The sequence below is a fragment of the Streptomyces solicavernae genome, assembly GCF_029968095.1.
Classification (GTDB): Bacteria; Actinomycetota; Actinomycetes; order Streptomycetales; family Streptomycetaceae; genus Streptomyces; species Streptomyces solicavernae.
In genome coordinates this window covers 1-11,773 of sequence record NZ_JASCIR010000063.1, presented here as the reverse complement: position 1 = coordinate 11,773, position 11,773 = coordinate 1, and the positions used below count along the sequence as shown (strand labels likewise).

Here is an 11,773-nt window from a genome sequence, read left to right as displayed (position 1 = left end):
GATCCTCAAGCTCACGCCGGCTCTCCTACTGCATCGTCATTTCTGGGCTGCTGCCTTATTACTGGCAGCATAGGCGCCTGAAGAGGCGGATCCCGGTCGGGGCGACCCGCGCTCCGATCGAAATGTTACTTGCTAGTACATCCACTACCTGCCCATTAAGCAAGCGCTCAGCACTGTGACGTTGCCAACGCCGCGCGGCCGCACGATCAGTCGCGCAGCGCGGTGAAACGGCCCTGGTGGTACAGGAGCGGGCGGCCGACTCCGGCGGGGTCGCCGAGGACGACCTGGCCGAGCACCAGGCGGTGGTCGCCCGCGGGCACCCGGGCCACGATCCGGCAGACCAGCCAGGCCAGCACGTCGTCCAGGACCGGCACGCCCTCGGGGCCCTCGTGCCAGCGGGTGGGCGGGCCGAAGCGGTCGGCGCCGCTGCGCGCGAAGGTCGCGGCGAGGTCCTGCTGGTGCTCGCCGAGTATGTGCACGCCGACGTACTCGGCCTCGGCGATCACGGGCCAGCTGGAGGAGCCGGTGCCGATGCCGAACGAGACGAGGGGCGGCTCGGCGGCGGCCGAGCTGAGGGAGGTGGCGGTGAAGCCCACGGGTCCGGCGGGCCCGCTCGCGGTGATCACCGCGACGCCTGCCGCGTGCTGCCGGAAGACGGAGCGCAGGAGGTCGGGTGAGGCGAGCTGCGGGGTGCGGAGGTCGGGCGAGGCCGTCATGGAGTTGTCCTTCTGCCGGGGTGAACGGTGTCCGTGGCTGCTCAGCGGCCCGGACAGCGCGCGCTCGCGTGGCGGCCGAGGTCCACGTGGACCCGCTCGTACAGAAGGATTTCCTGCGACATGGAGTCAGGCTGACGATGGTTGCGGGGTGCAGTCAAGTGCGTACCGGGATATGGGAGCAGGCTCACGACGGCGCCTCGGAGGTCAGACCGCGTCGCCGAGCGCGGCGATGACGTCCGCCTTGCGCGGCTGCCCGGCGGCGCGGCGCACCAGCCGGCCCCGGGCGTCGAGGACGAGGACGGTGGGCGTGCGCAGGATGTCCAGGTCGCGCACGAGTGGGAGGTGTTGCTCGGCGTCGATCTCGATGTGGGCGATGCCGGGGACGAGCCGGGTCACCTCGGCGAGGGTGCGGCGGGTGGCCCGGCAGGGCTGGCAGAAGGCGGTGGAGAACTGCACGAGGGTGGCGCGCTCGCCGAGGGCGGCGCCCAACTCCCGCTTGCCGAGCATCCGTTCGCCGTCGTGCACTGTGAGCCTCCCGCTTCGCTGCTGATCGGTTCTGTCCGCGTCCGACGGGCCGGGGCGGACGCTGCCGTCCTGCCGTCCTGCCGTCCTGCCGTCACCACGTGCAGCGTTTCCGTAGCCGCGGGCATTCCCGTGGCCGGATCCGGCCTTGCGAAACGGGCGTACGTGACGAGAATCTCCCCGCAATCTCCCTGCTCACCGCCGTGAGGGGTGGCTACTCGGCCGCCGATGGGGCACGATCTGCCCAGCGCCCTAAACCTACGGGCCCGTAACTTACCCGCCGGGGAGACCCGTCCCAGGCGCACAGAAGGGTCGATCCGCCCCCATGGCAGAACTCGTCTACCGTCCGGTCATCGGCGCCGCGCTCACCATGTTCAAAGCGCTGGACCTGAAGATCGACCTGAAGGGTGCGGAGAACATTCCGCACACCGGTGGCGCGGTCCTGGTGAGCAACCACATCAGCTACATGGACTTCATCTTCGCGGGGCTCGCGGCACGACCGCAGAAGCGTCTGGTGCGGTTCATGGCCAAGGACTCGGTCTTCCGGCACAAGGTCTCCGGTCCGCTGATGCGCGGCATGAAGCACATTCCGGTGGACCGCAACCAGGGCGAGGCGGCGTACGCGCACGCGCTCGACTCGTTGCGCTCCGGGGAGATCGTGGGGGTCTTCCCGGAGGCGACGATCTCCCCGTCGTTCACCCTGAAGAGCTTCAAGTCCGGTGCCGCGCGGATGGCGCAGGAGGCCGGGGTCCCGCTGATCCCGGTGGCGCTGTACGGCACGCAGCGGCTGTGGACCAAGGGCCGGCCGCGGAACTTCAAGCGCAGCCACATCCCGGTGACGATCCGGGTGGGCGAGGCGGTGGAGGCGCCGCGTGAGCAGTACGCGGGGGCGATCACTCGGCGGCTGCGCGGGCGGGTGCAGGAACTCCTCGAAGCCGCCCAGCGCGCCTATCCCGTGCGTCCCAAGGGGGCGGACGACACGTGGTGGGTGCCGGCGCATCTCGGGGGGACGGCTCCGGAGCCGGTGAAGTAGCGCGGGGCGCAGGCTCCTTCCCCTCCGACTCGGCCTACTCCGGCGCGCGCAGGTCCACCCGCGCCCCGGGGCTGAACTTCTCGATCAGTTCCGCGAGTTCGGCACCCGCCCGCTCCAGCTCGGCCTGCGGCATCGGAGCCAGCGACTCCAGCAGGAACAGCGCGCTCGTCGACTCCTCCGTGAGCCGCGTGCGCGGGCCCTGGCGCCAGTTCCAGCGGCGGCAGGTGACGCCCGCCCCGTCGCACCAGACGACCTCGCCCGCGTCCGGGTGCTCGACGGCCGGCTCGCCCGCCGCCGTCGTCACGAACTCCTCCTCGCCGGTGGCGCGGACGAGCCGCATGCCACCCTGGATACGGTCCAGGTCCTCGCCGCCCACGGGGATCAGGTGGGCCACGCTGATCGCGTTGTAGACGTCGACCAGGACGTTGATGCGCGGCAGCCCGCCGTCCGCGAGGGCGCGCTTGGCCAGGGCCTCGGCGGAGTTGCGGGTGCGCGAGGGCTTGGCGCCGAACGCGGTGTACGCGGCGCGCCAGGCGGCCATGTGCGGATCCTCGTGCGGCGCGCGGCCGTCCAGGCGTTCGGCGAGGCGGTGCGCGGCGTCGTCGAGGAGGGCCGAACTGGCGTCCGTACTGGGGCCGTTGACGAGTCCGTGGGCCTCGACGGCGAGGTGGGTGAAGCCAGGGACGAGGGTGCGGACGTCGTCCGCGACGGTGAGTTCGAGTGTCATGCCGGGCCTTGGGTCGAAGCGGTTGCCGAAGCGGTTGTCGAAGCGGTTGTCGAAGCGGTCACAGTGCGTCGGGGAGCGACTTCCACAGCGTCGGACGGTCGGGGGCTGCCTTGAGGGCGTCGAGGACCGCCGCGCATGGTTCACCATAGAGTACTGGATAGTCCAGCTCGCTGAACTCCTTCCGCGGGATCCAGGCCAGCCGCTCCCCGCCCAGGGAGAACCGCGCGTCCACGCCGGGCTTGTTGCCGCGTACGTCCTGGTGGCGCCAGGCGCCGTCGAGCCACACCGCGATCAGGCCGTGCACGGCGCACCCCTCCGCCGGCCCGTCGCCGAGGGTCAGGCGCTGGTAACAGAGGGCCGTGGGGATGCCGGCGGCGCGCAGCAGGGCCGCGGCGAGGTGCGCCTTGGCGTGGCAGATGCCGGTGCGGAGCGCCAGCACGTCCGAGGCGCGCCAGGTGACCCGCAGATCGCCGGAGTCCTGCGAGTGCGGCACGGCGTCCCGCACGAACTCGTAGGCGGCGCGGGCGTATATGTATGCATCGGGAGCTTCGACCCCGAGGCGTTCGACCTCCCTCCGAATCGACGGGTGGCCGTGATCCACCGCCTCGCCTTCGGCTAGATAAGCCGCGAGTTGAGGGTTTTCCTGGATGAGTTCCATGAGCCCTGAACGTACGGAAGCGGCCGACCGCAAGTCAATGACTTTTACGGCCGACCGCATACCTATACGAAACTCAGCGCGCAGCCATCTCCTCCTTGAGCGCCGCCACGAAGGAGTCCACGTCGTCCGCGGTGGTGTCGAAGGAGCACATCCAGCGGACGTCGCCGGCGGCCTCGTCCCAGAAGTAGAAGCGGTAGCGCTGCTGCAGGCGCTCGCTCACGGCATTGGGGAGGCGCGCGAAGACCGCGTTGGCCTGCACGGGGTGGAGGATCTCCACTCCGTCGACGGCGCGGACGCCCTCGGCGAGGCGCTGGGCCATCTCGTTGGCGTGCCGGGCGTTGCGCAGCCACAGGTCCTTGGCGAGCAGCGCCTCCAACTGCACGGACACGAACCGCATCTTGGACGCCAGCTGCATGGACAGCTTGCGCAGATGCTTCATGTGGCTCACCGCGTCCGGATTCAGGACGACCACGGCCTCGCCGAACAGCGCGCCGTTCTTGGTGCCGCCGAGCGAGAGGACGTCGACGCCCGCGCGGTTGGTGAAGGTGCGCATCGGTACGTCGAGGGAGGCGGCCGCATTGGCGATGCGGGAGCCGTCCAGGTGCACCTTCATGCCGTGCGCGTGCGCGTGCTCGCAGATCGCGCGGACCTCCTCGGGCGTGTAGACGGTGCCCAGTTCGGTGTTCTGCGTGATCGAGACGACCTGCGGCATCGCGCGGTGCTCGTCGTCCCAGCCGTACGCCTCCCGGTCGATCAGCTCGGGGGTGAGCTTGCCGTCCGGCGTGGGTACGGTGAGCAGCTTGAGGCCGCCGACCCGCTCGGGGGCGCCGCACTCGTCGACGTGGATGTGCGCGGTGTCGGCGCAGATCACCGCGCCCCAGCGGTCGGTGAGCGCCTGAAGTGCCGTGACGTTGGCGCCCGTTCCGTTGAAGACCGGGAAGGCCTCCGCGCTCGCGCCGAAGTGGCCGCGGATCACCTGCTGGAGGTGGGCGGTGTAGTCGTCCTCGCCGTAGGCGATCTGGTGGCCGCCGTTGGCGAGGGCGAGGGCCGCGAGTATCTCGGGGTGCGCCCCGGCGTAGTTGTCGCTGGCGAAGCCTCGTACTTCCGGGTCGTGATGGCGTCGTGCGTCCGTCTTGGGCGGGTTCGGAGGGTTCACGGCTTCTCGGTGAGCCACTGGCGGGTTCCGTTCACTTCCTCGGCGGGCCGCTCCCACATGCCGGCGATGGCCTCGGCCAGCTCCGTCACGTCGGTGAAGCCCGCGAACTTCGCGTTGGGGCGCTCGGCCCGCATGGCCTCGTGCACCAGCGCCTTCACCACCAGGATGACCGCTGCTGAGGACAGTGCGGCGCCGTCCGCCTTGGCCGTCTTGCGGAAGGCGTCACCGAGGGCGAGCGTCCAGGCCTCGGCGGCCGCCTTGGACGCGGCGTACGCGGCGTTCCCGGCCGTCGGCTTGCTCGCGCCGGCGGCGCTGACCAGGAGGTACCGCCCGCGGTCGCTGCGGCGCAGGCCGTCCTCGAAGGCGAGCGAGGTGTGCTGGACGGTCCGGATCAGGAGGTTCTGCAGGACGTCCCAGTCGGCCAGGTCGGTCTCGGCGAAGGTGGCGCTGCCGCGCCAGCCGCCGACCAGGTGGACCAGGCCGTCGATCCGCCCGAACTCCTTCTCCGTACGGGCGGCCCATTCGCGGGTGGCGTCGAGGTCGAGCAGGTCGACCGTGTCGCCGGTGACCGTCGCGCCGCCGTGCGCGTACCGGGCGGCGTCCACGGCCTCCGCGAGGCGGGTGGCGTCCGCGTCCGAGGCGACCACCGTGGCGCCCGCCTCGGCCAGGCGCAGCAGGGTGGCCCGCCCCGCCGGTCCGGCCGCTCCTGCCACCGCGATCACAGCACCGTTCAGCACACCGTTTCCGTTTCCGTTCGTCATGGTCCTCACCTCTGCGTCGGCGGGGCGGCTCACGCGGCGACCCGCTGGACGTCCGCTGCCGTGATCCCCCTGGTCGAGGCGATCACACCCTTGAGCTTCTTGGAAAGCGCCTCATAGAACATGCTCAGCGGAAACTCGTCCGCAAGCACCTCGTCGACGAGTTTCCGGGGCGGCAGGGAGGTGTCCAGGGCGTCCGGGCCCTTGGCCCAGCGCGATCCCGGGTGCGGGGCGAGATAGGTGGAGACCAGGTCGTAAGCGGCGAACCAGTGCACCAGCTTGGGGCGGTCGATGCCCGCGCGGTACAGCTCCTCGATCTCGGCGCAGAGCTGGTTGGTGATCTGCGGGGCGCGGTCCCAGTCGATGTGCAGGGTGTTGTCGGTCCAGCGGACGACGTCGTGCTTGTGCAGGTACGCGAAGAGCAGCTGGCCGCCGAGGCCGTCGTAGTTCTTGACGCGGTCGCCGGTGACGGGGAAGCGGAACATCCGGTCGAAGAGCACGGCGTACTGGACGTCGCGGCCGTGCCGGTTGCCCTCGGACTCCAGCTTCACGGCCTCCTTGAAGGCGGTGAGGTCGCAGCGCAGCTCTTCGAGGCCGTACATCCAGAACGGCTGGCGCTGCTTGATCATGAACGGGTCGAAGGGCAGGTCGCCGTGGCTGTGGGTGCGGTCGTGGACCATGTCCCAGAGCACGAAGGCTTCCTTGCAGCGCTCCTGGTCGCCGATCATCTCGCGGATGTCCGTGGGCAGTTCGAGCCCGAGGAGGTCGACGGCGGCCTCGGTGACACGGCGGAAGCGGGCGGCCTCGCGGTCGCAGAAGATGCCGCCCCAGGAGAAGCGCTCGGGGGCCTCGCGCACGGCGATCGTCTCGGGGAAGAGCACCGCGGAGTTGGTGTCGTACCCGGCGGTGAAGTCCTCGAAGGTGATGCCGCAGAACAGCGGGTTGTCGTAGCGGGTGGCCTCCAGGTCGGCCAGCCAGTCGGGCCAGACCATCTTGAGGACGACCGCTTCGAGGTTGCGGTCCGGGTTGCCGTTCTGCGTGTACATCGGGAAGACCACGAGGTGCTGCAGTCCGTCCTCGCGGTGCGCGGCCGGCTGGAAGGCGAGCAGCGAGTCCAGGAAGTCGGGGACCCGGAAGCCCCCGTCGGCCCAGCGCCGCAGGTCCAGGCCGAGCGCCTTGAGGTACGCGGCATCGTGCGGCAGCAGCGGGGCGAGCTGCTCGACGGCCGACAGGACGCGCTCCACGGCCGACTCGGCCACGGAGCGGGCCGGGGCGCCGTCCGCGTCAAAGTCGATGGAGCCGTCGGCGGACTGCCAGGGCCTGATCTCCTCCACGGCATCCTTGAGCACGGGCCAGGCAGGGTGCTCGATCACCCTGGATCCGGGAGGAACCTTCCCCTCCGTTGCGGGCTGCACAAGAATTTCCGTCATGTCACTTCCTCCACAGGAGAACCTCGCGTAAAGACACCGTATGCATGCGAGGTTCTCCGCCACAAGTGGAGCCCGTGGAAATTATCCTGCGTGACCCCCTGCTTCACCGGAGTTTTTCCTGCCGTTCCCCACTTCTGGAGTCGTACGAGCGGTCCGCGCCGGAGGCCTGCGGGTGGCCGTCGCCGCGATCGCGGCGGCCGCTCCCTCCAGGGCCTCGCGGGCGTCGGCGAGCGCTTCGGGGAAGCCGAAGAAGCCGTGGAACATCCGCGGGAAGTGCGCCTCCGTGACCGTGACCCCGGCCTCACGCAGCCGCCCCGCGTACGCCCTGCCCTCGTCGCAGAGCGGATCGCAGCCCGCCGTGACAAGGTGCGCGGGCGGAAGGCCGGACAGCTCGCCGCGCATCGGGGAGATCCGCGGGTCGGCCGGGTCACCGCCGGACGCGAGGTACTGCTGCCCGAACCACTTCATGTGCGCCAGGGACAGGAAGAACCCGCTGCCGTTGCGTTGTAGGGAGGGCCACGGGCGGCTCATGTCGGTCGCCGGGTAGACCAGCACCTGGAGGGCGATCGCCGGGCCGCCCTCGTCCCTGGCCTGCTGCGCGATCACCGCGGAGAGGTTGCCGCCCGCGCTGTCCCCGGCCACGACCAGGGCGCCCGGGTCCCCGCCCAGCTCGGCGATGTGCGCGGCGGTCCAGCGCAGCGCGGCGTACGCGTCCCGTATCCCCGCCGGGAACGGATGCTCGGGCGCGAGCCGGTAGTCCACGGCGACGACCGCGGCGCCCGCCTCCCGGCAGAGCCCGCGGGCCGTGCTGTCGTGGCTCTCCAGGTCCCCGATGACCCAGCCGCCGCCGTGCAGGAAGAGCACGGTCGGCCGGGGCCCGGACGCCGTCGCCGGGTCCGGGAGATAGATCCGCAGCGGAAGGTCCGGATCGCCGTCCGCGCCGGGGATCGTGCGGTCCTCGACCGAGCCGACCTCCGGCGGCTCCCAGGGCGGGCGCGGCTGGGCCGACAGGATGCGGCGGGCCTCGGCCGCGTCGGTCACCGTGCCGCCGAGGTCCGGGAAGACGGAGCTGATCAGGTCCACCAACTGCCGTGCGTCCGGCGGAAGCCGGTCCTCGGTCACACGCTCGGTCGTCATCGGGTCGCCTCCTGGTCGAGTACGGACTGGTCGGGTGCGGGCTGGTCGGGTGCGGGCTGGTCGGGTGCGGGCTGGTCGAGTATGGGCTGGTCGCGGAAGTGCGGGATCACCTTCTCGCCCCACTGCCGGATGGTCTCCATGCAGGCCTCCTGCGGCACAGTGCCCATCTGGATCAGGCACATGATCTCGTCGGCGCCCGCGTCGCGGAGCTGCTCGACGTAGCGAATCGCGTCGTCCGCGGTGCCGTAGGCGTGGTCCGCGTTGAAGGTGGCCGTGGCGTTGGGGCGTACCGGAATGCTGTGCTCGTGCAGTCGCGCCTCCACCTGCTCGGCGGCCCTGCGCATCTCCTCGGCCTCGTCGGCGCCCTCGACCACGGCCTCGTCGGGGATGCCCGCCCCGCCGTACCAGTGGCCGATCGACTGGGCGAAGAACCGCTGCCCGCGGATGCCGATGCGCCGTGCCGTCTCGCCGTTGTCGAGCACGATCGTCGGACAGAGTACGGAGAAGTGGTCGTTGACGACAGAGGAAACGAAGCGTTCACCGCCGCGCTCCGCCCGCGCCGTGTCGTACGCGGTCCGCATCTCCTTGATCGACTCGGGGCCCGCGAAGCCCATCACCAGGGCCCCGATGCCGAGTCCGGCCGCCTGCCGCAGGGTCTCCGTACGGCTGCACGCCAGGAAGAGGGGCGGGTGCGGGGTCTGCTTCGGGCGCGGCAGGATCGGGTGCGGGCCGATGTCGAGCAGCTCGCCGTGGTGCTCCAGCTCCTCCTGCTGCCAGGCCTTGCCGATGATCCGCAGCGCTTCCTCGACCTCCTGCGTGGTGCGGTCTTGGTCGACGCCGCACAGCGAGGTCTCCTGGAGCGTGCCGCCGCGGCCCGCGCCGAGGTCGACGCGGCCGCCGGAGAGCAGGTCGAGCATGGCGGCGCGCTCGGCCACGCGCGCGGGGTGGTTGAAGGCGAACGGCATGCAGACCACGCCGTGTCCGATCCGGATCGTCCTTGTCTTCGCGGCGACCCAGGTGAGGAAGATCTCCGGGGCGCTCATGTGCGCGTACCACTTCAGGGAGTGGTGCTCGACCGCCCAGATCCGGTCGAAGCCCATCTCCTCGGCGAGCACCGCCTGTTCGACGCAGTCACGGATCACCTGATGCTCGCGTTCGACGGTCGGGTCCGCCAGCTGCGCCTCGAAGATCACGGAGAACTTCACGCCGCCTCCTGGGAGTTGAGTGCGTCTGCCCATGCCTCGATCAGCCATATGACTAATAGTCAGGTCTAGCGGGAGGGGGGTGAAGTGGCAAGGGATACGGCACGGGACAGGGCAGGGGATACGGCACGGGATACGGCAACGGCCGGGACAGGGGATTGCGCCGGGGCCGCGCCGCCGCCTTCAATGCGGCCATGACCACGGGCGATCACCAGTCGACGTCGACAGCGCAGCAGGACGACCCCGCGGCGGGCCTGCCCCCGACGGCCTGGGCGGTGCTCGGCCTGCTCTCGTTCCCGGGCGAGCGCACCGGCTACGAGCTGAAGAAGTGGGCCGACTCCTCCCTCCGGTTCTTCTACTGGTCGCCCGCCATCAGCCAGATCTACGCCGAGCTGCGCCGCCTGGAGTCCCGCGGCTTCGCCACCTCGCGCCGCTCGGGCCCGGAGGAGCCGCGGGCGAAACGGGCGTACGCGATCACGGACGCGGGCCGTGCGGCACTGGCCCGCTGGGCGAGCGCGGGGCAGGACCCGGGCGCCCCGGTCCTCAAACACCCGCTGCTGCTCCGCGTCTGGCTCGGCCACCTCACGGAGCCGGAGCAGCTGCGGGCGCTGGTGCAGGAGCATGTGGCGCGTACGCAGGGCGAGTTGAAGGAGGTACGGGAGGCGCTGGCGCGGGCGGACGGGGTGGAGGCCTGGGGTCATCCGCAGATCGCTCTGCGGTGGAGCGAGCGGCGGCTGGTGGCGGAGGTGGAGCTGGCGGAGGCGATGCTGGGGGATCTGGCGGGGCTGTAGGCACCAGGTGACCGGCACCGTCGGCTCGCGCACCGTTATGCGTGCCCCGACATGCGTGCTCCGACAGGGGCGCGGGGAACTGCCCGCCCGGCCACCACGGCGCCCGAGTCGACGGCGCGGGTGAAACGCGTACCGCCTGCTTGACCCTCGCGCACAAGTTCACGAGCGTCGTCTTGCACTCTGCCGCCGGCGTCGACAAGCTTGCGCAGCTGGACAGCGTCAGGCATGTCGACGGAAGCGAGTGAACCTTGAACTTCCTCACCATCGGTCATCGTGGAGTCATGGGCGTCGAGCCCGAGAACACCCTCCGGTCCTTCGTCGCCGCCGAGCAGGCCGGCCTCGACGTGATCGAGCTCGACCTCCACCTCAGCAAGGACGGCGCCCTCGTCGTCATGCACGACGCGCTGGTCGACCGCACCACCGACGGCAAGGGGCCGATCGCCGAGCAGACCCTCGAAGAACTGCGCGCCCTCGACGCCGGCCGGGGCGAGCGCATCCCGGTCTTCGAAGAGGTCCTGGACGCCGTGCGGGCGCCACTGCAGGCGGAGATCAAGGACGTGGCCGCGGCCCGCGCCCTCGCCGAGGTGATGCACCGGCGCGACCTGGTGGCCCGGGTCGAGGTGCTGTCGTTCCACGACGACGCGCTCGCGGAGATCTCCCGCCTCGTCCCCGGTGTCCGTACCGCCCTCGTCGCCAGCCGCTACGGCACCGACGTGGTGGAGCGGGCCGTGGCCGTCGGCGCGAGCACGCTCGTGCTCAACATCCGCCGGCTGACCCTGGAGACGGTCGAGGCCGCGCGCAAGGCCGACCTGCGGATCATCGGCTGGGTCGTCAACACCCAGGACCACCTGCGCCTGGTCCGCGCGCTGCAGCTGGACGGCGCGACCACCGACTACCCGGAGATCAAGCGCACCGGCCGCTTCACCGCCTGACCGTCCCCGTCCTTCCCAACCTCCTGCGGACCACGGCCCGTTCAGCCACCGAGCGGCTTCACCAACAGCTCGAACTGCAGGTCGTCCCGCTGCGGAATGCCGAAGCGCTCATCGCCGTACGGGAACGGGGTCATCTCGCCCGTACGGCGATAGCCGCGGCGCTCGTACCAGGCGATCAGGTCCTCGCGCACCGAGATCACCGTCATCTGCATCTGTCGTACGCCCCACCGCGCGCGGGCCGTGCGCTCCGCCTCCGCGATGATCACCTTGCCGAGGCCTGCGCCCTGCAGCCCGGGGCTGACCGCGAACATCCCGAAGTAGGCCGCGTCGCCCCGGTGTTCCAGCTGGCAGCAGGCGACCGTACGCCCGTCCGCCTCCACCACCAGCAGTCGGCTGTCCGGCGCCTCGATGACCGCGCGCACGCCCTCCGGATCGGTCCGCTGACCCTCCAGGATGTCCGCCTCCGTGGTCCAGCCGGTCCGGCTGCTGTCTCCCCGGTACGCCGACTCGATCAGCGCGACGAGCGTGTCGACGTCGGCGTCCGTGGCGTCACGGAAGGTCGGTTCGCCGGTGGCGGCGGCGGTGGCGGTGCGGGATGCGGTGTCCATGGAGGTGCGGCCCTTCTGTCTCGCGGCGGCCTCAGGCCGGTGTCGGGGCTCCGGAGGCCGGTGCCGGGGCTCCGGTCGCGGCGCCGTCGAGCCTAGCGCGCCG

At 71.0% G+C, this 11,773-nt stretch carries 13 protein-coding genes; 3 read left to right on the top strand and 10 right to left on the bottom strand.

Features of this window, described 5'->3' with window-relative positions:
* Positions 1 to 206: 206 nt before the first annotated feature.
* Complete coding sequence (locus tag QIS99_RS31545) at positions 207 to 716, bottom strand: flavin reductase family protein (RefSeq protein ID WP_282517181.1); 510 nt, start codon at positions 714 to 716, stop codon at positions 207 to 209.
* A gap of 204 nt (positions 717 to 920) precedes the next feature.
* On the bottom strand, positions 921 to 1,223 hold the full coding sequence (locus QIS99_RS31540) for a TlpA family protein disulfide reductase (protein ID WP_282517182.1): 303 nt from the start codon (positions 1,221 to 1,223) through the stop codon (positions 921 to 923).
* Positions 1,224 to 1,563: 340 nt separating this feature from the next.
* Here QIS99_RS31540 and QIS99_RS31535 point away from each other — a divergent pair, with 340 nt between their 5' ends.
* The gene (locus QIS99_RS31535; RefSeq protein WP_282517180.1) at positions 1,564 to 2,271 is read left to right on the top strand and encodes a lysophospholipid acyltransferase family protein; all 708 of its coding nucleotides are present in this window, start codon (positions 1,564 to 1,566) and stop codon (positions 2,269 to 2,271) included.
* Between the two features lie 34 nt (positions 2,272 to 2,305).
* On the opposite strand, the gene QIS99_RS31530 is transcribed toward QIS99_RS31535, so the two are convergent.
* The 7 genes from QIS99_RS31530 to QIS99_RS31500 form a co-directional block, all read right to left on the bottom strand.
* The gene (locus QIS99_RS31530) at positions 2,306 to 2,998 is read right to left on the bottom strand and encodes a B3/B4 domain-containing protein (protein ID WP_282517179.1); all 693 of its coding nucleotides are present in this window, start codon (positions 2,996 to 2,998) and stop codon (positions 2,306 to 2,308) included.
* A gap of 58 nt (positions 2,999 to 3,056) precedes the next feature.
* Positions 3,057 to 3,656, bottom strand: coding sequence for a transglutaminase domain-containing protein (locus QIS99_RS31525; RefSeq protein ID WP_282517178.1), 600 nt, complete (start codon positions 3,654 to 3,656; stop codon positions 3,057 to 3,059).
* Positions 3,657 to 3,729: 73 nt separating this feature from the next.
* On the bottom strand, positions 3,730 to 4,812 hold the full coding sequence (locus QIS99_RS31520) for a threonine aldolase family protein (protein ID WP_282517177.1): 1,083 nt from the start codon (positions 4,810 to 4,812) through the stop codon (positions 3,730 to 3,732).
* Positions 4,809 to 5,573 (bottom strand): SDR family NAD(P)-dependent oxidoreductase, encoded by a 765-nt coding sequence (locus QIS99_RS31515; RefSeq protein ID WP_282517176.1) that lies wholly within the window; start codon positions 5,571 to 5,573, stop codon positions 4,809 to 4,811. Before QIS99_RS31515 ends, QIS99_RS31520 begins: the two co-directional genes overlap by 4 nt.
* Before the next feature lie 29 nt (positions 5,574 to 5,602).
* Positions 5,603 to 7,000: a DUF6421 family protein gene (locus QIS99_RS31510; protein ID WP_282517175.1), complete on the bottom strand. Its 1,398-nt coding sequence runs from the start codon at positions 6,998 to 7,000 to the stop codon at positions 5,603 to 5,605.
* A gap of 81 nt (positions 7,001 to 7,081) precedes the next feature.
* Positions 7,082 to 8,137, bottom strand: a complete 1,056-nt coding sequence (locus QIS99_RS31505) for an alpha/beta hydrolase (RefSeq protein ID WP_282517174.1) — start codon at positions 8,135 to 8,137, stop codon at positions 7,082 to 7,084.
* Positions 8,134 to 9,342, bottom strand: coding sequence for an LLM class flavin-dependent oxidoreductase (locus tag QIS99_RS31500; RefSeq protein ID WP_282517172.1), 1,209 nt, complete (start codon positions 9,340 to 9,342; stop codon positions 8,134 to 8,136). The genes QIS99_RS31505 and QIS99_RS31500 overlap by 4 nt, the downstream gene beginning before the upstream one ends.
* A 191-nt stretch (positions 9,343 to 9,533) precedes the next feature.
* Between QIS99_RS31500 and QIS99_RS31495 the strand changes: the two genes are divergently transcribed.
* Together QIS99_RS31495 and QIS99_RS31490 are read left to right on the top strand one after the other, a co-directional pair.
* A complete protein-coding gene (locus QIS99_RS31495; protein WP_282517171.1) occupies positions 9,534 to 10,130 on the top strand; it encodes a PadR family transcriptional regulator in 597 nt (198 codons plus the stop codon).
* A gap of 248 nt (positions 10,131 to 10,378) precedes the next feature.
* On the top strand, positions 10,379 to 11,062 hold the full coding sequence (locus QIS99_RS31490; protein WP_282517170.1) for a glycerophosphodiester phosphodiesterase: 684 nt from the start codon (positions 10,379 to 10,381) through the stop codon (positions 11,060 to 11,062).
* 41 nt (positions 11,063 to 11,103) lie between these two features.
* On the opposite strand, the gene QIS99_RS31485 is transcribed toward QIS99_RS31490, so the two are convergent.
* Positions 11,104 to 11,670, bottom strand: coding sequence for a GNAT family N-acetyltransferase (locus QIS99_RS31485; RefSeq protein WP_282517169.1), 567 nt, complete (start codon positions 11,668 to 11,670; stop codon positions 11,104 to 11,106).
* Positions 11,671 to 11,773 lie beyond the last annotated feature (103 nt).

Bases quoted from the DNA above. Each gene is read 5' to 3' on its own strand.
- QIS99_RS31545 (WP_282517181.1), bottom strand. From the start codon at position 716: ATGACGGCCTCGCCCGACCTCCGCACCCCGCAGCTCGCCTCACCCGAC.
- QIS99_RS31540 (WP_282517182.1), bottom strand. From the start codon at position 1,223: ATGCTCGGCAAGCGGGAGTTGGGCGCCGCCCTCGGCGAGCGCGCCACC.
- QIS99_RS31535 (WP_282517180.1), top strand. From the start codon at position 1,564: ATGGCAGAACTCGTCTACCGTCCGGTCATCGGCGCCGCGCTCACCATG.
- QIS99_RS31530 (WP_282517179.1), bottom strand. From the start codon at position 2,998: ATGACACTCGAACTCACCGTCGCGGACGACGTCCGCACCCTCGTCCCT.
- QIS99_RS31525 (WP_282517178.1), bottom strand. From the start codon at position 3,656: ATGGAACTCATCCAGGAAAACCCTCAACTCGCGGCTTATCTAGCCGAA.
- QIS99_RS31515 (WP_282517176.1), bottom strand. From the start codon at position 5,573: ATGACGAACGGAAACGGAAACGGTGTGCTGAACGGTGCTGTGATCGCG.
- QIS99_RS31510 (WP_282517175.1), bottom strand. From the start codon at position 7,000: ATGACGGAAATTCTTGTGCAGCCCGCAACGGAGGGGAAGGTTCCTCCC.
- QIS99_RS31505 (WP_282517174.1), bottom strand. From the start codon at position 8,137: ATGACGACCGAGCGTGTGACCGAGGACCGGCTTCCGCCGGACGCACGG.
- QIS99_RS31495 (WP_282517171.1), top strand. From the start codon at position 9,534: ATGACCACGGGCGATCACCAGTCGACGTCGACAGCGCAGCAGGACGAC.
- QIS99_RS31485 (WP_282517169.1), bottom strand. From the start codon at position 11,670: ATGGACACCGCATCCCGCACCGCCACCGCCGCCGCCACCGGCGAACCG.